The organism is Pseudomonas kulmbachensis, from assembly GCF_963681935.1.
GTDB lineage: Bacteria > Pseudomonadota > Gammaproteobacteria > Pseudomonadales > Pseudomonadaceae > Aquipseudomonas > Aquipseudomonas kulmbachensis.
On sequence record NZ_OY817088.1, the window covers coordinates 1,542,694 to 1,566,674 of the forward strand.

The 23,981-nt window shown below is 58.3% G+C and carries 18 protein-coding genes; 12 read left to right on the forward strand and 6 right to left on the reverse strand.

The window, feature by feature from the left end; translation table 11 throughout:
- Window positions 1-57 precede the first annotated feature (57 nt).
- A complete protein-coding gene (locus U5A05_RS07215; protein WP_321836024.1) occupies window positions 58-864 on the forward strand; it encodes an MOSC domain-containing protein in 807 nt (268 codons plus the stop codon).
- A 146-nt stretch (window positions 865-1,010) separates the two neighbouring features.
- Here U5A05_RS07215 and U5A05_RS07220 read toward each other — a convergent pair whose 3' ends face one another.
- A complete protein-coding gene (locus U5A05_RS07220; protein ID WP_261741440.1) occupies window positions 1,011-2,939 on the reverse strand; it encodes a transglycosylase SLT domain-containing protein in 1,929 nt (642 codons plus the stop codon).
- A gap of 215 nt (window positions 2,940-3,154) precedes the next feature.
- Between U5A05_RS07220 and U5A05_RS07225 the strand changes: the two genes are divergently transcribed.
- Window positions 3,155-5,071, forward strand: coding sequence for an ATP-binding cassette domain-containing protein (locus U5A05_RS07225; RefSeq protein WP_261741441.1), 1,917 nt, complete (start codon window positions 3,155-3,157; stop codon window positions 5,069-5,071).
- Window positions 5,072-5,148: 77 nt separating this feature from the next.
- Here the strand turns inward: U5A05_RS07225 and U5A05_RS07230 are convergent, their stop codons facing one another.
- Complete coding sequence (locus tag U5A05_RS07230; protein WP_019827477.1) at window positions 5,149-5,589, reverse strand: universal stress protein; 441 nt, start codon at window positions 5,587-5,589, stop codon at window positions 5,149-5,151.
- A 103-nt stretch (window positions 5,590-5,692) separates the two neighbouring features.
- Between U5A05_RS07230 and U5A05_RS07235 the strand changes: the two genes are divergently transcribed.
- From U5A05_RS07235 to U5A05_RS07265, 7 genes are all read left to right on the forward strand, one after another.
- Window positions 5,693-6,130 carry a hypothetical protein gene (locus U5A05_RS07235; RefSeq protein WP_261741442.1) on the forward strand — a complete coding sequence of 146 codons (438 nt, stop codon included), beginning with the start codon at window positions 5,693-5,695 and terminating at the stop codon, window positions 6,128-6,130.
- A gap of 381 nt (window positions 6,131-6,511) precedes the next feature.
- On the forward strand, window positions 6,512-8,659 hold the full coding sequence (gene fadB / locus U5A05_RS07240; protein WP_321836025.1) for a fatty acid oxidation complex subunit alpha FadB: 2,148 nt from the start codon (window positions 6,512-6,514) through the stop codon (window positions 8,657-8,659).
- 27 nt (window positions 8,660-8,686) lie between these two features.
- Window positions 8,687-9,862 carry an acetyl-CoA C-acyltransferase FadA gene (gene fadA, locus U5A05_RS07245; RefSeq protein WP_261741444.1) on the forward strand — a complete coding sequence of 392 codons (1,176 nt, stop codon included), beginning with the start codon at window positions 8,687-8,689 and terminating at the stop codon, window positions 9,860-9,862.
- Between the two features lie 86 nt (window positions 9,863-9,948).
- A complete protein-coding gene (locus U5A05_RS07250) occupies window positions 9,949-10,185 on the forward strand; it encodes a DUF1653 domain-containing protein (RefSeq protein WP_261741445.1) in 237 nt (78 codons plus the stop codon).
- Between the two features lie 114 nt (window positions 10,186-10,299).
- Window positions 10,300-12,927, forward strand: a complete 2,628-nt coding sequence (topA, locus tag U5A05_RS07255; RefSeq protein WP_321836026.1) for a type I DNA topoisomerase — start codon at window positions 10,300-10,302, stop codon at window positions 12,925-12,927.
- Window positions 12,928-13,232: 305 nt separating this feature from the next.
- Complete coding sequence (locus U5A05_RS07260) at window positions 13,233-13,754, forward strand: DUF6586 family protein (protein WP_261741447.1); 522 nt, start codon at window positions 13,233-13,235, stop codon at window positions 13,752-13,754.
- 119 nt (window positions 13,755-13,873) lie between these two features.
- Window positions 13,874-14,107, forward strand: coding sequence for a hypothetical protein (locus U5A05_RS07265; protein WP_261741448.1), 234 nt, complete (start codon window positions 13,874-13,876; stop codon window positions 14,105-14,107).
- A gap of 68 nt (window positions 14,108-14,175) precedes the next feature.
- On the opposite strand, the gene sulA is transcribed toward U5A05_RS07265, so the two are convergent.
- A complete protein-coding gene (sulA, locus tag U5A05_RS07270; protein WP_261741449.1) occupies window positions 14,176-14,649 on the reverse strand; it encodes an SOS-induced cell division inhibitor SulA in 474 nt (157 codons plus the stop codon).
- A gap of 10 nt (window positions 14,650-14,659) precedes the next feature.
- Window positions 14,660-15,268 carry a transcriptional repressor LexA gene (lexA, locus tag U5A05_RS07275; protein WP_019827486.1) on the reverse strand — a complete coding sequence of 203 codons (609 nt, stop codon included), beginning with the start codon at window positions 15,266-15,268 and terminating at the stop codon, window positions 14,660-14,662.
- On the opposite strand from lexA, the gene U5A05_RS07280 reads away from it, so the two are divergent.
- The 3 genes from U5A05_RS07280 to nagZ all read left to right on the forward strand — a co-directional run bounded on the left by U5A05_RS07280 (window position 15,267) and on the right by nagZ (window position 17,416).
- A complete protein-coding gene (locus tag U5A05_RS07280) occupies window positions 15,267-15,506 on the forward strand; it encodes a hypothetical protein (protein ID WP_321836561.1) in 240 nt (79 codons plus the stop codon). The genes lexA and U5A05_RS07280 overlap by 2 nt on opposite strands.
- A gap of 22 nt (window positions 15,507-15,528) precedes the next feature.
- Window positions 15,529-16,236, forward strand: coding sequence for a TetR/AcrR family transcriptional regulator (locus tag U5A05_RS07285; RefSeq protein WP_321836027.1), 708 nt, complete (start codon window positions 15,529-15,531; stop codon window positions 16,234-16,236).
- A 181-nt stretch (window positions 16,237-16,417) separates the two neighbouring features.
- On the forward strand, window positions 16,418-17,416 hold the full coding sequence (nagZ, locus tag U5A05_RS07290; RefSeq protein WP_321836492.1) for a beta-N-acetylhexosaminidase: 999 nt from the start codon (window positions 16,418-16,420) through the stop codon (window positions 17,414-17,416).
- Between the two features lie 370 nt (window positions 17,417-17,786).
- Here the strand turns inward: nagZ and U5A05_RS07295 are convergent, their stop codons facing one another.
- Both U5A05_RS07295 and mfd read right to left on the reverse strand, forming a co-directional pair.
- Window positions 17,787-20,489: a DEAD/DEAH box helicase gene (locus U5A05_RS07295; protein ID WP_321836028.1), complete on the reverse strand. Its 2,703-nt coding sequence runs from the start codon at window positions 20,487-20,489 to the stop codon at window positions 17,787-17,789.
- Window positions 20,490-20,500: 11 nt separating this feature from the next.
- Entirely contained in the window at window positions 20,501-23,950 is a 3,450-nt protein-coding gene (gene mfd / locus U5A05_RS07300) for a transcription-repair coupling factor (protein WP_261741452.1), read from the reverse strand.
- Window positions 23,951-23,981: the final 31 nt, after the last annotated feature.

The window sequence follows — 23,981 nt, forward strand, 5'->3', positions numbered from 1 at the left end:
CATTGGTGATTGGCTCGTATATTGTGGCCTTTTTTTACCCTGCAGGGAGCATGCGTCATGCTGCGTCTAAGCGCGCTTTATCGTTTTCCACTGAAATCCGGCAAGGGTGAAAGCCTGCCTCAGGCCCGGCTGGACAAGTTGGGGCTGGTCGGTGATCGACGCTGGATGCTGGTGGATGAAGCAAGCGGGCGTTTTCTTACCCAGCGTGCCGATCCAAAAATGAGCCAGCTGTCCGCGCTCTGGAATGCGGCAGGCGGTTTGACCTTGAATGCTCAGGGGTTTGAGGCGCTGGACGTGGCAGTGCCTGAGGCGGATACCGATCTTCGGGGCGTAACCATCTGGCGTGACACCTTGCGTGTGCCGGATGCGGGGGATGCCGCTGCCGACTGGCTAAGCCGCTTTGTGGAAAAACCGGTGCGGCTGGTGCACGTGCCACTGGAGCGGGCACGCACCACTCAGGCGGGCTATGGCCGTGATGATGACAAGGTCGCATTTGCCGATGGCTACCCGCTGTTGTTGATTGGTCAGGCGTCTCTGGATGACATTTCACACAAGGTCGGACGACCTTTGGACATGCTGCGCTTTCGGCCCAACCTGGTGATTGAAGGCAGCGAGGCCTTTGCCGAAGACGGCTGGAAGCGCATCCGTATCGGTGATGTCGAGTTTCGCCTGGTCAAGTCCTGCTCGCGTTGCATCCTGACCACCGTTGATCCGCAAACCGGTGTCCGTGATGAGCAGCGTGAGCCGCTGGTGACCCTGATGACCTATCGCAAGCAGGAAGAGGGCACCATGTTCGGTCAGAACCTGGTGAACGACAGCAATGGCGTGCTGGAAGTCGGGATGCCTGTAACGATTCTGGAATAACGCTACCAACCCCTGTGGGAGCGGGCTTGCTCGCGATTCAAGCGACGCGGTCTCTCATGCAGTCTGCATTGAGGCCATCGCGGGCAAGCCCGGCTCCCACAGGATTTGATTCCCCGCACACCTTCCGGTGTGCGGGTGGGCATCAGTTACTGATCATCAAAATACCGCTCATGCCAGTCCACCACGGGCTGTGGTGCGTTGAGTTTTTGGCCGTAGATCACCGAATAAGACAGCACGTTCTGCACGTACTGGCGTGTTTCGTCGAACGGGATACTTTCGATCCATACGTCGAACCCCAGATGGTTGGCACCTTTGAGCCATTGACGCACGCGTCCCGGCCCGGCGTTGTAGGCCGCTGAGGCCAGCACCCGGTTGCCATTGAACTGGCCATGTACCTGGCTCAGATAAGCCGCGCCCAACTGGATATTCTTGTCCGGGTTCAGCACCTGCTGCGGTGATGCCAGCGGGATATTGAATTTTCGTGCAGTCTCTTTGGCGGTGGCTGGCATCAATTGCATCAGACCACTGGCACCCACGCCGGAGCGGGCGTCATCCATAAAGGCGCTTTCCTGGCGGGTAATGGCGAATACCCAGCTGGAATGCAGGCCGCGGAGCTTGGCTTCACGCACCAGCGTGTCGCGGTGGGCCATCGGGAAGCGAATGTCCAGATCATCCCAGTACTGGGCCTGACTGATGGTTCGGATAGCCGGAAAATACCACTTCAGGTCATAGGCAAGCTTGGCTTGGGCGACCATCTCGTCGCGGTTGAACAGGCGGCTGACGTAGTACCACTCACGGCGGCCATCGACGATTTGCCCGCGATCATGAAACTCCAGTGCGCGCTGCACACCTGCAGTGTTGCGTACTTTTTTGATCAGTTGCGGGCTGAGCATCAGTGGCTTGTTATTGAGCTGGTAAGGCGTTTGCGCCCGATCAGCGGCCAGGAAGCCATAGAAGTCGCGCTCGTTGGATACTTTTTTAAATAGCGCCAGTGCTTGTGGGTTCTTCGGTTCGGCCAGTTCAAGGCTGCGCGCTTGCCAGTAACGCCAGCGGCTGGTGGTTGCCAGATCTTGTGGAAGCTTGCGGGTCAACTGGTAAGCGTCTTCCCAGCGACCCAGGCGCAGCAGCAGGCGCAGGCGCCATTCGGTGACGGTGTTGTCACGCAACTCCGGGTCATATTTGGTCATGATGTCCAGCCCGCGACTGTCGTAGCGGCGGGCGAACGTCAGGCCGATTTCCCGGGCGATGGCGACTTTTTCGTCGCGCGAGAAATGCATATTGGTGGCGTAGGTGTCGAGCAGGGCTGCGGCTTTTTCCGGATCCTGGCGGGCCAGGCGGCGCAGGCCCAGGCCTACGGCGTCAGACATTGCCTCGCTGGCTGGGGCAAAGCGCGATGGCTGGCTCAGCATGTCGGGCTTTTGCGCCACATCAATCATCAGTCTGGCCTGTGGGCCCAGGGTATTGAGGCCATTGGCCAATGATGTCGCCAGGGCGTAATTGCGCGCCTCGGCAGCGAGCTTGACCCGCTGCCAGCGTTTTTTCTCGGTCAACTGACCTTCGGCGGCCCACTGGCTGAACAGTGCGTCGCAGGCTGCGGGCTGCGCTTTACCGACCAGCCACAGTTTTTCGGCGTTGGCATACCCTTCGGCCTTGCGGTTGTGTTGCAACTCATACTGGCCATTGAGGCAGTCCAGTTCGGTGAAATTCAGCTTGGGGTCGTAATACTTTTCGAAAGTAGCCCAGTCGCCACGGTCTGCCAGCCAGCGTAACCAGCGCAGTTTCATCCAGTTGGCTTGCGGCAGGTCGCCGTGTTCAGCCAAAAACTGCTCGATTTCGGTGTTGCTGGCTGACTTCAGGCGTGCGGTCAGCTCGTCATAGGCCAGGTAGGGCGTCAGCGGGTAAGTGCGCAGGGCTGAAGCATTCTGAAAATAAGGGCCGGAATCGCCTTTGGCCAGTGCGAGCTTGGCTTGGTCGTAGAGTTGGCGTTGTTGAGTCAGGTCTGCGCCGTGGGCGGCTTGCACGGCACAGCTAGTGAGAAGCAGGCAGGATAAAAAGTTGAAGAGACGACTGCGCATGAGGCTTCCGTACAGATAAAAAACGTGACGAGTGCGGGGCGGGCCAGCACTGATTGTTACGTAGCTTAGCCTTTTGCCAGCGGCGCGTGAAAGCCTTGCAGGCCAACGGGTGCAACTTGGCACTAAATGAAGGGAAGAGGGCACCGTACAAGAAATACCCGGCCGCCCAAGGGTACAAATCAGGTAGAATGCGCGCCCAGTTTTTGGAGAAGCTCATGACCCTGCTCAAATTCAGCGATGTGTCCCTTGCTTTCGGCTCTATGCCGTTGTTGGACAAGGTGTCCTGGCAGATCGCCCGTGGAGAGCGGGTGTGCATCATCGGCCGCAACGGTACCGGCAAGTCCAGCATGATGAAGCTGGTTAAAGGTGATCAAAAACCCGATGACGGCTCTGTTTGGCGCGCGCCCGGCCTCAAGATTGGCGAATTGCCGCAAGAGTTGCCGGTAGCCGACGAGCGGACCGTGTTCGACGTTGTGGCCCAAGGTCTGGACGGTGTTGGCGAGTTGCTGGCCCAGTACCACCACCTCAGCCAGAACATCGTCACCGATGCTGACCTGGACAAGCTGATGCACGTCCAGCAAGACCTCGAAGCCCGTGATGGCTGGCGCTTGCAGCAATTGGTCGACAGCACCTTGAGCCGTCTGCAGTTGCCGGCTGATAAAACCCTTGCCGAATTGTCTGGCGGCTGGCGTCGTCGCGTTCTGTTGGCACAAGCACTGGTTTCCGAACCGGATCTGCTGCTGCTCGACGAACCGACCAACCACCTGGACATCGGTGCAATCGCCTGGCTCGAAGAGGCCTTGATGGGCTTCCAGGGCGCGGTTCTGTTTATTACCCACGACCGTTCATTCCTGCAAAATCTGGCTACCCGGATTCTGGAACTGGACCGTGGCGGCCTGATCGACTGGAACGGCGACTACGCCAGCTTCCTGGTCCACAAGGAAGCCACACTGGCCGCGGAAGAAACCGCCAACGCGCTGTTCGACAAGCGTCTGGCCCAGGAAGAAGTCTGGATCCGCCAAGGCATCAAGGCTCGTCGCACCCGTAACGAAGGCCGCGTACGCGCCCTGAAGGAACTGCGTGTAGAGCGCAGCGAGCGTCGCGAGCGTACCGGTAAAGCCAACATCCAGCTGGACACGGCCGACAAGTCCGGCAAGCAAGTAATGGTGCTGGAAAACGTCAGCTTTGCTCACCCGGGTGGTCCGTTCCTGCTCAAGGACTTCTCGATGGTGCTCCAGCGCGGCGACCGTATTGGTCTGCTGGGTGCCAACGGTACGGGCAAAACCACACTGCTCAAGCTGATGCTGGGCGGCCTGGTGCCAACCGAAGGTACAGTTGAAGAGGGTACGCGCATCGACGTGGCTTACTTCGATCAGCTGCGTCATCAACTGGATCTGGAAAAAACCGTGATCGATAACGTGGCCGAAGGCCGCGACTTTATCGATATCGACGGTCAAAGCCGCCACGTGCTCAGCTACCTGGGCGACTTCCTGTTCAGCCCTCAGCGTGCCCGCACGCCGGTCAAGGCGCTGTCGGGTGGTGAGCGTGCCCGCCTGTTGCTGGCCAAACTGTTCAGCAAGCCAGCTAACCTGCTGGTGCTCGATGAGCCAACCAACGACCTGGACGTTGAAACCCTGGAGCTGCTCGAAGAGGTCCTGCTGACCTTCAAGGGCACTGTGCTGATGGTCAGTCACGACCGGGCATTCCTCGACAACGTGGTTACCAGCACTCTGGTATTCCAGGGCGAAGGCAAGGTTCGTGAATACGTGGGTGGTTATCAGGACTGGCTGCGTCAGGGCGGTTCACCGCGCCTGCTGGGCGTAACCGAGAGCAAGTCCGGCAAGGCCGACCTGAACTCGGCCGTGGTCGAGGCTGCACCGGCTCCTGTGGCGGCTCAGGCTGCTCCTGCGGCGAAAAAGAAACTCAGCTACAAGCTGCAGCGTGAGCTGGAAGCTTTGCCGGCTGATATCGACGCCAAAGAACAGGCGATTGCTGCTGTTGAAGCAGAAATGGCCGACGCTGGTTTCTATCAGCTGCCTGCTGCTAAAACCGCTGAAGTGATCGCCAAGCTTGAAAAGCTGCAAGGCGAGCTTGAGCAACTGGTTGAGCGCTGGGCTGAGCTGGATGCCTGATTGACCCTGTGCTGAATTGAAAAAGCCCGGCCCTTTAACAAGGTGCCGGGCTTTTTTGTTGTTACATGCAGATAAACTTAATCAGGTTTTTTCAGGCTGACAGCCAGCACGTCGCACGGAGCACCGTGCAGTACGTCGTTGGCGGTAGAGCCCAGCAGCAGGGCAAGGCCGTGACGGCCGTGGCTGCCGACCACGATCAGGTCGCATTTTTGCGCTTTGGCCAAGGCGTGGATTTCCTGGCGCGGCTGGCCGTAGTTAAGGTGGCAGTAATCCTTGTGCAACTGCGGGTACTTGGCGATCAGCCGCTCAAGGCGTTCCTTGGCCTGATCGAACTGTTGTTGTTGCAGTTGCGAGAGATCCATTGGCACGTCGCCGCCAAACGCCATCGCCATCGGTTCTACGATGTGTATCAGCGACAGTTTGGCGCCGTTGGCCTTGGCGCTTTCGCTGGCGCGGTTGATCACGGGGTCGCATTCGTCGGTCAGGTCGACAGCGACCAAAATATGTTCGTAGGGCATGTGGGGTGCTCCTGTAAATGGCGATCAGTTATGAGTATGGCCCTTTTCCAGAGCCTTGGTTCAAGTCCGGGTCATTCGTTTATCAAGTTATGAGAGTACAGATATGACGGTATGGATAGTGGTGTCAATCCTGGCACTGGTTCTCAGCCCTTTGGCCTGGTTGCGGCCTTCCCGGGGGCAAAGCGGGCGGATGGATTTGCGCATGGAGGCACGGCGCATTGGTTTGTCCATGCAGCTGGCGCCTCAGGAGTGGCCGCATTGGCTTGAGCCGCAGCCGCCCGGTTCTTGCGCGCAGTATCACCGCCCGCGCCGCAGTACTAAGCCTGATGTTTGGTGCTATTGGCAATCGGCACCGGGAAAATGGCTCAATCGCTGGCAAGAAGAATGTGAGGATGAGCGCTTGCTGGAGCAGTTCAAAAAGCTTCCGGCCAACGTCTATAAAGTTGAGGCCGATGGGCAAATGATCGTGCTGGTATGGGGCGAGAAGGGCGAGGCGCAAGTGCTGAAGGCGATTGATGAAGTGCTTAAGGCGCTGGCATGAGCACCTGCACACCCTGTGTGGGAGCTAGTCTGCTCGCGATGCAGGCGGTGCGGTCTATCAGTTACACCGAGGTGATGCGATCGCGAGCAGGCTCGCATCCCGCAGGCGAAATGTGTTTTTGAACTGACTACCGGGTCGTTTTGTCATCATTGTTTTGGACAATTGACAATCGATCGCTTTTCCGTGAAGGTGTCGACACCCAAATCAAACGGGCGTATGAATTGAGTGTTTGTCATGTCAGACGACTCTCATTCAACCCCGATTATCGCGTTGGCGGGTGTGTCTGGCGTATTGGCATCAACCTTGACGCAAAGGTCAATGACAGCCAGACGCAGGCGTGCGACGTGTACTGTTCAGCTTCCATATCCTGGAGATCAGTTGATGATTTACGAAGGTAAAGCCATCACGGTTACGGCTCTTGAAAGTGGCATCGTCGAACTGAAGTTCGACCTCAAGGGTGAGTCCGTCAACAAGTTCAACCGTCTAACCCTGAACGAATTGCGTCAGGCGGTAGATGCGATCAAGGCAGATGCTTCGGTCAAGGGCGTCATCGTTTCCAGCGGTAAAGACGTGTTTATCGTCGGCGCCGACATCACCGAATTCGTCGAAAACTTCAAATTGCCGGATGCCGAGCTGATCGCTGGCAACCTGGAAGCCAACAAGATCTTCAGTGATTTCGAAGACCTCAATGTGCCTACCGTCGCGGCCATCAATGGCATCGCGTTGGGCGGCGGTCTGGAAATGTGTCTGGCTGCTGACTTCCGGGTCATGGCTGATAGCGCAAAAATCGGCCTGCCGGAAGTCAAGCTGGGCATCTACCCAGGCTTTGGCGGCACCGTGCGCCTGCCGCGTCTGATCGGCGTTGATAACGCGGTTGAGTGGATTGCCTCGGGCAAAGAAAACCGCGCCGAAGATGCTCTGAAAGTCAGCGCCGTCGATGCTGTGGTGACGGCTGACAAGCTGCGCGCTGCCGCGCTGGACCTGATCAAGCGTGCCATCAGTGGCGAGCTGGACTACAAGGCCAAGCGCCAGCCGAAGCTGGAAAAGCTCAAGCTCAACGCAATCGAACAAATGATGGCTTTCGAAACCGCCAAAGGTTTTGTAGCTGGTCAGGCGGGTCCAAACTACCCGGCACCGGTTGAAGCAATCAAGACTATCCAGAAAGCCGCGAACTTCGGTCGTGACAAGGCGCTGGAAGTGGAAGCCGCAGGTTTTGCCAAACTGGCCAAGACCTCAGCTTCGCAATGCTTGATCGGCTTGTTCCTGAACGATCAGGAACTGAAGAAAAAAGCAAAAATCTACGACAAGATCGCCAAAGACGTGAAGCAGGCTGCCGTTCTGGGCGCTGGCATCATGGGGGGCGGTATTGCCTATCAGTCGGCTTCCAAAGGTACGCCGATCCTGATGAAAGACATCAACGAGCACGGCATCGAGCAGGGGCTGGCTGAAGCCGCCAAGCTGCTGGTAGGTCGCGTTGACAAGGGTCGCATGACCCCGGCGAAAATGGCCGAAGTGCTGAATGGCATTCGTCCTACGCTGTCTTATGGCGATTTCGGCAACGTCGACCTGGTGGTCGAAGCTGTAGTCGAGAACCCGAAGGTCAAGCAAGCCGTACTGGCGGAAGTGGAAAATCACGTTCGCGAAGACGCCATTCTGGCTTCCAACACCTCGACCATTTCCATCAGCCTGTTGGCCAAAGCCCTCAAGCGTCCGGAAAACTTCGTCGGCATGCACTTCTTTAACCCGGTGCACATGATGCCCCTGGTGGAAGTGATCCGCGGTGAGAAGTCCAGCGATCTGGCTGTAGCAACCACCGTTGCCTATGCCAAGAAAATGGGTAAAAACCCGATCGTAGTTAATGACTGCCCGGGCTTCTTGGTCAACCGTGTGCTGTTCCCGTACTTCGGCGGTTTTGCCAAGCTGGTCAGCGCCGGTGTCGACTTCGTGCGCATCGACAAGGTCATGGAAAAATTCGGCTGGCCAATGGGCCCGGCGTACCTGATGGACGTGGTCGGTATCGACACCGGCCACCACGGTCGTGACGTGATGGCTGAAGGCTTCCCGGACCGTATGAAAGACGACCGTCGTTCGGCGATTGACGCTCTGTACGAGGCCAAGCGCCTGGGTCAGAAGAACGGCAAGGGCTTCTACGCCTACGAAGAAGACAAACGCGGCAAGCAGAAGAAAGTGGTTGATTCGAGCGTGCTTGAAGTACTCAAGCCGATCGTTTACGAGCAGCGCGACGTGAGCGACGAAGACATCATCAACTGGATGATGATCCCGTTGTGCCTGGAAACCGTGCGTTGCCTGGAAGACGGTATCGTTGAAACTGCAGCCGAGGCCGACATGGGCCTGGTGTACGGTATTGGCTTCCCGCTGTTCCGTGGCGGCGCTCTGCGCTACATCGACTCGATCGGTGTTGCAGAGTTTGTAGCACTGGCTGATCAGTACGCTGAACTGGGCGCGCTGTACCACCCGACGGCGAAGCTGCGTGAGATGGCCAAAAACGGCCAGAGCTTCTTCGGTTAAGCGCCCCATTAGAGTGAGAGTGAAATTATGAGCTTGAATCCTAGAGACGTGGTGATTGTAGACTTCGGTCGCACCCCGATGGGCCGCTCCAAGGGTGGCATGCACCGCAACACCCGTGCTGAAGACATGTCTGCGCACTTGATCAGCAAAGTGCTGGAGCGCAACAACAAGGTTGACCCGGGCGAAGTGGAAGACGTGATCTGGGGCTGTGTAAACCAGACCCTGGAGCAGGGCTGGAACATCGCGCGCATGGCGTCGCTGATGACCCAGATCCCGCACACCTCTGCTGCGCAGACCGTGAGCCGCCTGTGCGGCTCGTCCATGAGCGCCCTGCACACTGCAGCGCAAGCGATCATGACCGGTAATGGTGACGTGTTCGTGGTTGGCGGCGTCGAGCATATGGGCCACGTGAGCATGATGCACGGCGTTGACCCTAACCCGCACATGTCGCTGTACGCGGCAAAAGCCTCGGGCATGATGGGTTTGACCGCGGAAATGCTGGGCAAGATGCACGGTATTACCCGTGAGCAACAGGATGCCTTTGCCGTGCGTTCTCACCAACTCGCCCACAAGGCGACGGTAGAAGGCAAGTTCAAGGACGAAATCATCCCGATGCAGGGTTATGACGAAAACGGTTTCCTGAAAGTTTTCGACTACGATGAAACCATTCGTCCAGATACCACCTTGGAAAGCCTGGCGGCGTTGAAACCTGCGTTCAACCCTAAAGGCGGCACCGTGACTGCAGGCACTTCGTCGCAAATCACCGATGGTGCTTCGTGCATGATCGTGATGTCTGCCCAGCGTGCCAAAGACTTGGGTCTGGAGCCGTTGGCAGTCATCCGCTCGATGGCGGTTGCCGGTGTGGATCCAGCGATCATGGGCTATGGTCCAGTACCGGCTACACAAAAAGCATTGAAGCGTGCGGGCTTGAATATGGCCGATATCGACTTCATCGAGCTTAACGAAGCTTTCGCTGCACAGGCTCTGCCAGTGCTGAAAGATTTGAAAGTGCTCGACAAGATGAATGAGAAGGTTAACCTGCACGGCGGTGCCATCGCTCTGGGTCACCCGTTTGGTTGTTCAGGTGCGCGTATCTCCGGCACTTTGCTCAATGTAATGAAGCAAAATGGCGGTACCTTCGGGTTGTCCACCATGTGCATTGGTCTTGGCCAGGGCATTGCCACCGTCTTCGAACGCGTCTAAGCGTTGCGTTGATGGAAGCCGGGGCCTTGTGCCCCGGTTTTTGTTTTTAAGCGAGTTTATTTTTTTATTTGCAGAGGGGCCGCAACATGCCGCTACAACCTGGGCTCTATCAGCACTACAAAGGCCCGCAATATCGGGTATTCAGTGTGGCTCGCCATTCTGAAACCGAAGAGGACGTAGTGTTCTACCAAGCCCTGTATGGTGATTACGGCTTTTGGGTGCGCCCGCTGAGCATGTTCCTGGAGTCAGTCATCGTCGAGGGCGAACAAGTCCCGCGCTTTGCCCTGATTCAGGCCGAAACCAGCCTTTTTTCCCGGCCATAAGGCAAGGTCGCGCAGAACCCTGTGCTTGACCTCACCTTGTAGCCACTATATATAGCGGTGCCGCGTCAGGCGCGAACCGCCTTTCACTTCTAGAATTCAGGAATTTTCTGATCCATGGGCAAATCGCTGGTCATTGTGGAATCCCCGGCTAAGGCCAAGACCATCAACAAGTACTTGGGTAACGAGTACGTGGTGAAGTCGAGTATCGGCCATATCCGAGACCTGCCCACCAGCGGTTCGGCTAGCGCCAGCAAAGAACCGGCTGCCAAGCGTGGCAAGGCAGCGGCGGGCGAAGCGCCGGCCCTGTCGCCAAAAGAGAAGGCTCAAAAGCAGCTGATCTCGCGCATGGGCGTCGATCCCGAACATGGCTGGAAAGCCAAGTACGAGATCCTGCCCGGCAAGGAAAAGGTCATCGAAGAGCTGCGCCGGCTCGCCAAGGATGCTGACACCATCTATCTCGCAACCGACTTGGATCGCGAGGGGGAAGCCATTGCCTGGCACCTGCGCGAAGCCATTGGTGGTGATGACAGCCGCTACAAGCGCGTGGTGTTCAACGAAATCACCAAGAAGGCGATTCAGGAAGCCTTCTCCAAGCCGGGTGAGCTGGATATCAACCGGGTTAACGCCCAACAGGCACGCCGCTTTCTCGACCGCGTAGTGGGTTACATGGTTTCACCGCTGCTGTGGGCCAAGGTTGCCCGTGGCCTGTCGGCTGGCCGTGTGCAATCGGTCGCCGTGAAGCTGGTGGTTGAGCGTGAGCGCGAGATTCGTGCGTTCAACCCTGAAGAGTACTGGGAAATTCACGCCGACCTTGGTACTGCCAAGGGTGCGAAAGTGCGCTTCGACGTCGCCCGTGAAAAAGGCGAGGCGTTCAAGCCGCTGAACGAAGCTCAGGCCATGGCGGCGCTGGAGAAGCTCAAGGCTTCGAACTACAGCATCGTCAAGCGTGAAGACAAGCCGACCAGTAGCAAGCCGTCGGCACCGTTCATCACCTCCACCCTGCAACAGGCCGCGAGCAATCGTCTGGGCTACGGGGTGAAGAAAACCATGATGATGGCTCAGCGCTTGTACGAAGCGGGCTACATCACGTACATGCGTACTGACTCCACCAACCTGTCGGTTGATGCAGTCGAGATGGCGCGTACCTACATCGAAGGCGAGTTTGGCGCGGACTACCTGCCGCCAGCACCGAACGTCTATAGCAGCAAGGAAGGCGCACAGGAGGCTCACGAAGCGATTCGTCCTTCTGACGTAAACATGCACCCGAGCAAGCTGTCGGGCATGGAGCGCGACGCTGAGCGCCTTTACGAGCTGATCTGGCGCCAATTCGTGGCTTGCCAGATGCTACCGGCCAAATACCTGTCGACCACTGTCAGTGTGGCTGCCGGTGATTTCGAGCTGCGTGCCAAGGGCCGCATCCTGAAATTCGACGGTTACACCCGTGTGATGCCGCAAATTGCCAAACCGGGCGACGATGACGTACTGCCGGACATGGTCCAGGGCGACGTGCTGAAACTGATCGAACTTGATCCGAGCCAGCATTTCACCAAGCCGCCTGCGCGTTACTCTGAAGCCAGCTTGGTAAAAGAGATGGAAAAGCGCGGTATTGGTCGTCCTTCGACCTACGCCGCGATCATCGGGACCATTCAGGATCGTGGTTACGTGGCGTTGCATAACCGCCGCTTCTACTCCGAAAAAATGGGTGACATCGTTACTGAGCGCTTGTCCGAGAGCTTCTCCGACCTGATGGACTACGGCTTCACGGCCGGTATGGAAGAGAACCTCGACGATGTGGCTCAGGGCGAGCGCGACTGGAAAAACGTGCTGGACGAGTTCTACGGCGACTTCAAGAAGAAGCTTGAAGTAGCGGCGGCGCCGGAAGGCGGGATGCGTGCCAACCAGCCAGTGATGACTGATATTCCATGCAAGGAATGCGGTCGTCCGATGCAGATTCGCACGGCTTCTACCGGTGTATTCCTGGGTTGCTCGGGTTACAGCCTGCCGCCTAAAGAGCGTTGCAAGGCCACCGTCAACCTGGTGCCGGGCGACGAAATCGCTGCGGACGACGAAGGCGAGTCCGAATCCTTGGTGCTGTTGGGCAAACACCGTTGCCCGATTTGCAGCACGGCGATGGATGCTTACCTGCTGGATGAGAAGCACAAGCTGCACATCTGCGGTAACAACCCGGATTGCGTGGGCTACGAAATCGAAGAAGGTAACTATCGCATCAAGGGCTACGAAGGTCCGAGCCTTGAATGCGACAAGTGCGGCAGCGAGATGCAGCTAAAAACCGGCCGTTTCGGCAAGTTCTTCGGCTGCACCAATGCAGAATGCAAAAACACCCGCAAGCTGCTGAAAAGCGGTGAAGCTGCGCCGCCGAAAATGGACCCGGTGAAAATGCCGGAGCTGAAGTGCGAGAAGGTCAACGACACGTATATCCTGCGTGACGGTGCTTCGGGGTTGTTCCTGGCCGCGAGCCAGTTCCCGAAAAACCGCGAGACCCGTGCGCCGCTGGTGATCGAGATTGTTCCGCACAAGGACGAGATTGATCCCAAGTACCACTTCTTGTGTGAAGCGCCGAAGAAAGACCCGGATGGCCGCCCTGCAGTGATTCGCTACAGTCGCAAGACGAAAGAGCAGTACGTGCAGACGGAAGTAGACGGCAAGCCGACTGGCTGGCGTGCGTTCTACGACGGTAATAGCTGGAAGGTAGAAGACAAGCGTAAAGAAAAAGACGCTTGATCCGAGCTGGTAGCTGAATAAAAAACCGCGCAAGGGCTGCATGCCTTGCGCGGTTTTTTGTTGGTGCAAGGCCTTGTAGCAGCTGCCGAAGGAACGAGGCTGCGTTCGAGCGCGAAGCGGTCGTAAAACCTGAGCATGCGGCCTCTCAGGTAGATTGCGGCCTCTGGTTTTACGACGGCTGCGCCGCCGAACGCAGCCTCGTTCCTTCGGCAGCTGCTACAGAGGGTTGTTAGTCCTTGCGCCAGCACAGCCTGATCCCTGAGACTGCACAACCTGCCTTTACCCTTTCGCTGTGGAGCGCCCGCATGGCTCACGAACTCTATACCCGCACTAATCAGAAGATCTATTTTGCAGGCCTGGCCCTTGAGGCGATGAACAAGGCGGGGGAGGGGCGAGCCATGAATGCTCAGGCTCTGGTTCAGGCTGAGCGCGAGTCGGCGGTGTTTCATTTGTATGGCGCGCTGCTGGGTTTGTGTCACGAGATAGCGGGCTTTTATCGCCTGCCCCAGGCCAATGCACCTCGGGTCGAGTTGCTGCTCACTCAGCAAGTGCTTGATCAGAAGGCTATTCCTGAGCTCGCAGAACTGGTTGAGTTGGCGCAAGCGCCGCAGACCTGGCTGGCGCAGCTGGTGGCCACCCATGCCGCGCTGTATCAGCCGCTGCAGGCGCCGAAAAAGGTCAAGGCGGATGTGTTCCAGCCTTTGATCGTTGCGGTCAACCTGGAAGACGAGGCGCCCCAGGCGTTGAGCCGCGAAACAATGGAGGAGTGGCGTCAGAACCTTAAAGGTCTGGCTATCCGGTTTCGTGACGGACTCAATGAGTGTTAAAGGTCTAAACCGAAACGGTACAGTCATTCATCAGTCTGTAATGCAAAGCGCTACAGATCCCGGGAATTTTCCACGGGATGGCTGATATACTCCCGCGCTTTCGTGGAGAACAAATTTATATGCCAACGTCCTTTCTAGAAATTGTCGAGTTGCCAGACGGCCGCATCGAGTTGCGCCGTGCTGAAGACGAAGGGTCTTTGGTAACGCTGAATTTTTCTGAAGATGCCAAGGCATTTCTTCAGGGTCAGCACGTAGAGGTGGCCAAAGCCATGCTCAGCGTTGGTGTGCAAATGGCGGGTCGACTGGCCGAAGGCGACCTCGAAAAAGACGATGGGCCGCGCATTCTTCATTAAGCGGCCCTGAACCGTGTGCCACAGCCAGGCCATTGCGTTCTGCACTGGCCCTGTGGCGGCGTCAGGTTTTAGCCCAAGCGAATATTCAAGCTTTGCCCGTGGCCTGTGCGTGCTGCGCTGATCAACTGTTGGCGTGCTGCGCTGTTCAGTGGGTTGATCCAGCTCACCACGGTGTGGCTGCGACCCAGGCGCAGCGCTTCGCAGGTGAGTTGCAAGGCGCTTTTATTGCCGTTGGGCTGCAGCAGCAAGATACGCTCGCGGTTCAGCCCGGCGTCGCGTAACCAGCTTTGAGTCAGGCTTGCAGGCGGTGCGATCAGTGTCAGCCAGCGGGCATTTTGTTGCTCGCTAAGTTCGCGCAGCATGGGAGCAAGCAGGTTCAGGCAGTTTCCGGCGGCACCGCGTAGCGACAGTTCACTGAATACTTCAGGTTCGGCGCTCCAGGGTGAGTCGAGCACGTCCTTGATCGCAGGGGCCATGGGTTGTGCCATGAACGCTTCGAACAGGGTGAGTTGTGCTGGCAGCGGTGTGTGTGGGAACTGCATGAAGCCTCCTTTAGCGGCGAATTACGCCGACGCTCAAGCCTTCAATGACCAGTTCCTGGTCTTTGAGGTTGACTTCAATCGGGGCGAATTCAGGGTTCTCGGCAATCAGCCAGACCTTGTTGCCTTCACGCTTGAAGCGTTTTACCGTGACTTCGTCGTCGATGCGGGCCACAACGATCTGGCCGTTACGGGCTTCGCGGCAAGTGTGCACAGCAAGTAGATCGCCATCGAAGATGCCGACATCCTTCATGCTCATGCCTTGCACCCGCAGCAGGTAATCGGCTCGCGGATGGAAGAAGGTCGGGTTGATGTTGCACGACTCTTCGACATGCTCCAGCGCCAGAATCGGGGCGCCTGCAGCCACCCGGCCGATGATGGGCAAGGTTGACTCGTCAGACTTGGCTTCGAAGCCAGGGATGCGAATCCCGCGCGAGGCACCGGGGGTCATCTCGATGGCACCCTTGCGGGCAAGGGCCTTGAGGTGCTCTTCGGCGGCGTTGGGGGACTTGAAGCCCAGCTCCTGTGCGATCTCGGCACGGGTGGGCGGGTATCCGTTGTCATCCAGGCATCGCTTGATGAAGGCCAGGATCTCAGCTTGGCGTGGCGTCAGTTTTAGCATGTTGATCGCTCTGTCTTTTTATACAGTGACTGGGATTATATACAGTGAAGGCTTATTGGCAATCACCCATTTCCAGCAGTCCGCTGGACGGTCGTTGATACGCGGTGCGGCCCGTACTTTATCAGGTGGGGCCTGGCTGGCCGAGGCTGTGGTTAAATACGAAACCGCCCGGTCGCAAAACGAATACGTCATCTTGACTTTTTACAAGCTGAAACGTATGTTTCAAACAAGTGTTTAAATGTATGTCAGGCGGAGTAGTCATGGCCCAGTCGGAAACCGTTGAACGTATCCTTGATGCTGCCGAGCAGCTGTTCGCGGAAAAAGGGTTTGCTGAAACCTCATTGCGGCTGATTACCAGCAAGGCCGGGGTCAACCTGGCGGCGGTCAATTACCATTTTGGTTCGAAAAAGGCGCTGATCCAGGCGGTTTTTTCGCGTTTTCTGGGGCCTTTTTGTGCCAACCTGGATCGCGAACTGGAACGCCGTCAGGCCAAGCCTCAGAGCCGGCCCAGCCTTGAAGAGTTACTGGAAATGCTGGTCGAGCAGGCACTGGTGATCCAGCCGCGCAGTGGCAATGATCTGTCGATTTTCATGCGTTTGCTGGGGCTGGCATTCAGCCAGAGCCAAGGTCACTTGCGACGTTATATTGAAGACATGTACGGCAAGGTGTTCCGCCGCTATATGTTGCTGGTCAACGAAGCTGCCCCGCAAATTCCGCCTATCGAATTGTTCTGGCGCGTGCACTTTATGCTGGGTGCGGCGGCGTTCAGCATGTCGGGGATCAAGGCATTGCGTGCCATCGCCGAGACCGATTTTGGCGTCAACACCTCAATTGAGCAGGTGATGCGCCTGATGGTCCCGTTCCTCGCGGCAGGCATGCGTGCTGAAAGTGGCGTTGTTGATCCTGCGATGGCTTCTGCCCAGCTTCGCCCGCGCAGTAAAACCGTGCCGGTTACCGTCAAGGTCTGACCTGCTGCGGGTGGGCGTGGCAGCTTTGTTCCGCTAAGCTAGCTGCCATGCCCAGCCCTGACTTATTCCCGTCTCTCATTTTTCCGCTGCCTCTCTGTAGTGCGGTGCGCAAGCCTGTGCCCGCGTATCCGGATCGGGTAATGAGCACTCTCTTTCTTAAGGATTTCCCATGAGTTCTGCCTTGCAAGGCTCCTTGATGGTGGACGTCGCCGGTACTTGGCTGACGGCCGAAGACCGGCAATTGCTGCGCCAGCCTGAAGTGGGCGGCTTGATCATTTTTGCACGCAATATCGAGCATCCGCGCCAGGTGCGTGAGTTGAGTGCGTCGATTCGTGCGTTGCGCCCGGACCTGCTGCTGGCGGTTGACCAGGAAGGCGGCCGGGTGCAGCGCTTGCGTCAGGGCTTTGTGCGCCTGCCAGCGATGCGTGCCATTGCCGATAACCCTAACGCCGAGTACCTGGCCGAGCAGTGTGGCTGGATCATGGCTACTGAAGTACTGGCCGTAGGGCTGGACTTGAGTTTTGCTCCGGTGCTGGATCTGGATTACCAGCGCAGCGCTGTGGTTGGCAGTCGTTCATTCGAGGGCGACCCGGAGCGCGCAGCTACATTGGCCGGGGCTTTTATTCGCGGGATGAACGACGCGGGTATGGCTGCTACGGGTAAGCATTTTCCGGGGCACGGGTGGGCAGAAGCTGATTCCCACGTCGCCATTCCGACTGATGAGCGCAGCCTTGAGCAGATCCGCGCCCATGACCTGGCGCCTTTTGCGCGTCTGAGCAAGCATCTGGCAGCTGTCATGCCGGCTCACGTGATCTATCCGCAAGTGGACAGCCAGCCAGCCGGTTTTTCCCGGCGCTGGTTGCAGGACATCCTGCGCGGCGAATTGCAGTTTGACGGCGTGATCTTCAGTGACGACCTGTCGATGGCCGGTGCGCACGTGGTGGGTGATGCCGCCAGCCGTATTGAGGCTGCCTTGTCGGCTGGTTGCGACATGGGGCTGGTGTGCAACGACCGTGCTGCCGCAGAGCTTGCCCTCAGCGCAGCGCAGCGCTTGAAGGTCACTCCGTCGCCCCGGATCGCGCGTATGCGCGGCCAGGCCTGGGCCAGCACCGATTATCGCCAGAGCCCGCGTTGGTTGGTGGCGATGGGCGCTCTCAAGGATGCTCAGCTAATAGATTGACGGCATCCCTCAATCAAGGCTTAAGCAATTATTGGCGGTATAGGGCTGATCATCAGCCCTGAATCGTTTTGTAGCCGCTGAGGGGCGGAGCGAGGCTGCGATCAGAGACGTAGTTGTCGTGAGATCAGACGCTGCAGTGTGCCAATTAAATCCGGTGCTCAGGATTTACGACTGCTGCGCAGCTGAACGCTGCCTCGTTCTACTCGTCAGTGGCTACAGAGATACTTCAAGCGTGGGAGCGAGCCTGCTCGCGAAAAACATTCGCGAGCAGGCTCGCTCCCACTGGGGCTTGACCTGGAACAGAGTATCTACAGAGATCATTCGCGAGCAGGGAACAGAGCATCCACTGGTTTATGTTTTACAGTGGAGTTCAGCGCTTCTCGGTTTTAGGCGGCAACGGTGCAAACAGGGCGTCGATGTCGTCGTCCTGGAGTTTCCAGTCTCCGGCGATTCGACCGTCCAGTACGCCTGCTGCCAAATCCGATTTTTCCTGCTGCAAGTGCTGGATTTTCTCTTCCACGGTGCCGCGGGCAATCATCTTGTACACAAATACCGGTTTTTCCTGGCCAATGCGGTAGGCGCGGTCGGTAGCCTGATTTTCTGCCGCCGGGTTCCACCACGGGTCGTAGTGAATCACCGTGTCGGCTTCAGTCAGGTTCAAGCCAACGCCACCTGCCTTGAGGCTGATCAGGAAGATTTGCAGCGTGCCACTCTGGAAGTCCTTGACCGGCGCGCGCCGGTCGCGGGTTTGCCCGGTAAGGATGGCGTAACGGACGTTGCGTTTTTTCAGTTCGATTTCGATCAGGGCAAGCATCGAGGTGAACTGCGAGAACAGCAAAATGCGCCGCCCTTCGGCAAACAGTTCTTCGAGCATCAGCATCAAGCTATCGAGCTTGCCCGAGGTGCTGCCTTTTTTCGGCGCAGTGTCGCTGACCAACCGCAAGTCGCAGCAGACCTGGCGCAGTTTTAGCAGCGCTTCCAGGATGATGATCTGACTGCGCCCGACACCTTTGCGGGTGATTTCGTCGCGCACTTTTTTGTCCATCGCCAGGCGCATGGTTTCGTATACATCGCGCTGCGCTTCATTGAGGTCAACCCAATGGATGATCTCGGTCTTGGGCGGCAGTTCGGTGGCAACCTGTTCCTTGGTGCGGCGCAGCAAAAACGGTTTGATCCGTGCATTCAGGTGTTGCAGGCGTTCGGCGCTGCCCTGGCGTTCGATGGGCACCCGGTAGTCGCGATTGAAGGTTTTAACGTCGCCCAGCCAGCCGGGGAGCAGGAAGTGGAACAGTGACCATAACTCGCCCAGGTGGTTTTCCAGTGGTGTGCCGCTCAGGCACAGGCGTTGCCGCGCAACCAGCTCGCAGGCAGCCTGGGTGGCCTTGCTGCCTGGGTTCTTGATGTATTGGGCTTCGTCCAGCACCAGCAAGTGCAAGGGCAGTTTGGCCAGGTGCTCGATGTCCTTGGGCAGCAAAGCGTAGGTGGTCAGGATTACGTCGTAGTCATTGAGGTGCGCAAAGTGTTTTTTACGGGTGGCGCCATACAGCGCCAGCACCTTGAGCTGCGGGGTGAAGTGCGCGGCCTCGTCGAGCCAGTTGGGAATCAGGCTGGTGGGCATCACCACCATGGCTGGGCGATCCAGGCGACCAGCGTTTTTTTCGCACAGAATATGCGCCAGGGTCTGCAGGGTTTTGCCCAGGCCCATGTCGTCAGCCAGCACGCCACCGACCTCAAGCTGGCGCAGCGACTGCATCCAGCTCAGCCCTTCGAGTTGGTAGGGGCGCAGGTTGGCGTTGAGGCCCTCGGGCACTTCGACGCTGAAGTCCTTGATGTCACGCAGTCGCTGGGCAAAGCCACGAATCTGCTCACCACCTTCCCAGCGCAAGGGCAGGGCATCCAGAGCGTTGAGGCGCAGCGCGTCGGCGCTTTTGATTCGCAGCGAGGTGGCATCCGGCTCGCCCAGATAGAACTCGTCCAGGGTTGCGAGTACCGGCTTCAAACGCCCAAACGGCAAGGCAACTTGCAGCGCGCCGTGGCCGCTGCCAGGGTTGGCCGGAATGTTTACCAGAATCAGTTCGTCATCTCGGCGCCGGGCAAGTTTCTCCGGGTTGAGGATGTCGTTGTGGGAGCGCATCAGGTTCAGCAGTATCGGCAGCAGGCTCAGGTGGCGGCCGTTGACGATAATCCCCAGTTCCAGGTCGAACCAGTCACGCTCCGGGGCTTCATCGACATTGGCGTACCAGTCTTCGACCGGGCTCAGGTCAAAGCCGAAGCCCTCATCGATCTGCAACTCCCAGCCTTGTTCGCGCAGGGCTTGCATCTGGTTGAGGGTGAAATTCAGCCAGGCACTGTCATTGACCAGCTCAAACAGCTCGCCGGCACTTTCGGGTAGCGCTTTGCTCTGGCGGGTGGCAATTTTGAAGCCCAGGCTGCGCAACTGCTCTCGGTAGACATTCTCGGTGTCTGGCTGGCGTTTGATCCGTAGGGTCTGCTGTTCCTGGCGCAGCAGAATGTCGGTGTTTTTTTGCCCGCTGACGTACTGGTCCAAGTAGTTGAACGACAATGCGGCGCGGTGCTGGATATAGCGTTGCATCTTGCCGTTGCGCGGTTCGAAGGCGCTGAACTCGGCGCTGGCCAGCCACAGGCGTGGCACTGGCTGGACATCGTCGACCAATTGCTCGGGCAGGTTGTTGGGGCGACGTGAGTCGAGTACGGCCTGGAGTTTCTCCAGAAGCTCGGCATCCTGAGCGGCGGCAGGGTAGTTCAAGGTTTCTTCAATCTTCAATAAGACGGCAGCGGTGTGCTTGCAATTGGTGCGTACCGGGCAGGTGCAGGTTGCGTCCACCAACAGCAGAGTGCCTTTGGCGGATTCGCGTAAATGTATGGTCTGACGGTAGGTGTTTTCGCCTGAGCCCTGACAGCTGGCGTTGATCATGCTGTCGCCGATCTGGACGATTCTGACGCGGTTTTCCTTGGCGTAGCGGCGACCACGCTCAAGGCTTTGTTCTTTGAAGCGACTGACCCAAGTCGGTGCGAGCGGCTTGGTCAGTCGGGGTGTCTGGCTCAGGGGCATGGGTATTTCATTCAGGGCGACTTCGGCGTGAGGCGCTCAAACAGCGTCTCAATGTTATTGAAGCGTTCTTCTGGGCGCTCCATTGGCACCATGAACTTGAACAGGGTCGCGCCTTCGAATTTGTAACGGTTGGGTTGGCCCTGGATCAATTTGATCAGCACCATCGGATCAACCGGGGTGTCAGCCGCAAACTCGATTCTCCCGCCCTGTGGCCCGGCGTCGACTTTCTTGATGCCCAATTGCTCGGCCTGCAACTTGAGCAAGGTAATGCGCACCAGGTTCTTGGTCGGCTCGGGGAGCAGGCCGAAGCGGTCGATCATCTCGACCTGCAAGTCCTTCAGGCCTTCTTCGTCGGTGGCCGAGGCGATGCGTTTGTAGAGAATCAGCCGGGTATGTACATCCGGCAGATACGCCTCGGGGATCAGTGCGGGCACCCGCAGATTGATTTCCGGACCGCCACCCAGGGGCTGGTCGAGGTTGGGCTGTTCGCCCTTGCGGATTGATTTGACCGCACGTTCGAGCATTTCCATGTACAGGGTAAAGCCGACTGCCTGGATCTGGCCGCTTTGGCCGTCACCGAGCAGCTCGCCCGCGCCGCGGATTTCAAGGTCGTTGGTGGCCAGGACAAAACCGGCCCCCAGGTCCTGGGTGTTGGCGATGGCTTCCAGACGCTTTTGCGCGTCCCCGGTAATTTGCTGGCGTGGTGGCGTCAGCAGGTAGGCGTAGGCCTGGTGGTGACTGCGCCCGACACGGCCGCGCAACTGGTGCAATTGCGCCAGCCCGAACTTGTCGGCGCGCTCGATAATGATGGTGTTGGCGCTCGGCACGTCGATCCCGGTCTCGATGATGGTCGAGGCGATCAGCACGTTGAAGCGCTTGTGATAGAAGTCGCTCATCACCTGTTCGAGTTCGCGTTCGCGCATCTGCCCGTGGCCGATGCCGATCCGTGCCTCGGGTACCAGTTCGGCCAGTTCGGCGGCGCATTTCTCGATGGTTTTTACATCGTTGTGCAGGTAGTAAACCTGCCCGCCGCGCAGCAGTTCACGCAGCAGGGCCTCTTTGACCGTGCTTTTGTTCTGCTCCATGACAAAGGTGCGTACCGACAATCGGCGCGCCGGTGGCGTGGCGATGATCGACAGGTCGCGCATGCCCGACACCGCCATGTTCAGCGTGCGCGGGATCGGCGTTGCGGTGAGGGTCAGGATATCGACTTCACTGCGCAGGGCCTTGAGCTGTTCTTTCTGGCGAACCCCGAAGCGGTGTTCTTCGTCAATGATCACCAGGCCGAGGTTTTTGATTTTGACGTCGTCTTGCAGCAGCTTGTGGGTGCCGATCACGATGTCGATCTTGCCTTCGGCCAGGTCGGCCACCGCGGCATTGATCTCTTTGGCTGACTTGAAGCGGCTCATTACCTCAACCGTTACCGGCCAGTCGGCAAAGCGATCGCGAAAGCTGTTGTAGTGCTGCTGGGCGAGCAGGGTGGTGGGCACCAGGATGGCCACCTGACGACCGCCATGCACGGCAATAAAGGCCGCGCGCATCGCCACTTCGGTTTTGCCGAAGCCCACGTCGCCGCACACCAGACGGTCCATCGGCTTGGGCGACAGCATGTCGGCGCGCACGGCTTCGATGGTGGTTTGCTGGTCCGGGGTTTCTTCAAACGCGAAGCCGGCGCTGAAAGTGGCGTAATCGGCTTTCGGGTCGGCAAACGCGTAGCCCTCGCGAGCGGCACGGCGGGCGTAGATGTCGAGCAGTTCGGCAGCCACGTCACGTACTTGCTCGGCGGCTTTGCGTTTGGCTTTTTGCCAGGTTTCCGAGCCCAGACGATGCAATGGCGCCAGTTCATCATCACTGCCGGTGTAGCGGGCGATCAGGTGCAGGTTGGCCACCGGCACATACAACTTGGCGCCCTCGGCGTATTCCAGGGTCAGGAACTCGGCTACCTGATTGTCAACTTCCAGCGTCGCCAAGCCTTGATAGCGGCCAACACCATGGTCGATGTGAACCACCGGCGCGCCTTCGCGCAGCTCGGTGAGGTTCTTGATCACCGCATCGTTGTTGGCATCTGCGCGTTTCTCGCGGCGCCTGCGCTGCATCACGCGCTGGCCGAATAACGGGCTCTCCGCGATCAACGCCAGCGCCGGGTCGTCCAGTAGCAGGCCATCATCCAGCGGGGCGATAGTGATGGCCAAGCGGTGCTTGCTGGCAACGAAGTCGGGCCAGCTATCGACCGTTTTTGGCCGCAGTTTGAGGCGCTCAAGCAGTTCGAGCAGCACTTCACGGCGACCGGCCGATTCGGCGGTAAACAGCACGCGGCCATCAAACTGCTCAAGAAAGCTCGCCAGGGCATGCAGCGGCTGATTGGCCTTGGCTTCAATCGCCAGATTGGGCAGCGTTTGCGCCGGGAAGCGTTCACGGCTGCTGCCGGTGTCGACGTCATCCTGGCTTGCGACCACGCGGGGCCAGTTTTTCAGGCGGGCGAAGCAGTCTTCGACCGGCAGGAACAGCTCGGCAGGTGGCAGCAATGGCCGCGAAGGATCGATGCGGCGCTCTTCATAGCGGTTGCGCACGTCAGACCAGAAGTTCTCTGCCGCCTGCTCAATGCCTGGCAACGAGAATACTTGGGTGTCTGCCGGTAAATAATCGAACAGGGTCGAGGTGTCATCGAAAAACAGCGGCAGGTAGTACTCGATGCCCGCGGGGGTGATGCCGCTGGTCAAGTCCTGGAAAATCGGGCAGCGCCGGAAGTCGACATCAAAGCGCTCACGGAAGCGGGCCTTGAAGCGGGTTACGGCGTCTTTTTGCAGCGGAAACTCGCGGGCGGGCAACAGGCGGACCGACTCGACCTTGTCGATCGAGCGCTGGGTTTCCGGGTCGAAAGTGCGCAGCGTCTCGATTTCGTCATCGAACAGGTCGATCCGGTACGGCAATTTGCTGCCCATCGGAAACAGGTCGATCAATGCGCCGCGTACCGCGAACTCGCCATGCTCATACACCGTGTCCACGCAACGATAGCCACTGGCTTCAAGCCGGGTGCGCATCTGCTCCACATCCAGCTTCTGGCCGATATCCAGCACCAGGCTGCTGCCGAGCAGAAATTTGGTCGGGGCCAGGCGATGTAGGGCGGTGGTAATCGGCACTACCAAAACGCCATGACTCAGCTCCGGCAGCCGGTACAGACTGGCGATGCGCTGGGAGATGATGTCCTGGTGTGGCGAGAACAGATCGTAGGGCAGGGTTTCCCAGTCGGGGAAATGCAGCACCGGTAACTCGGGCGCAAAAAATCTCAGCTCTTGCTCAAGGCGTTCAGCGCTTTGGCTGTCGGCGGTCAGGAGCAGGGTGAAGCGCTTGGCGGCGCTGGCAGCCTCGGCAATCGCGAGGCTCAGGGCAGCACCGGGCAGGTTGCTCCAGTGCTGTTTACCTGCCGTAGCAGGGAGTTTCGGTAGACGCAGGACGGGCACGGAAGGTTGAGCTCCAAGCGTTGCGACAAAG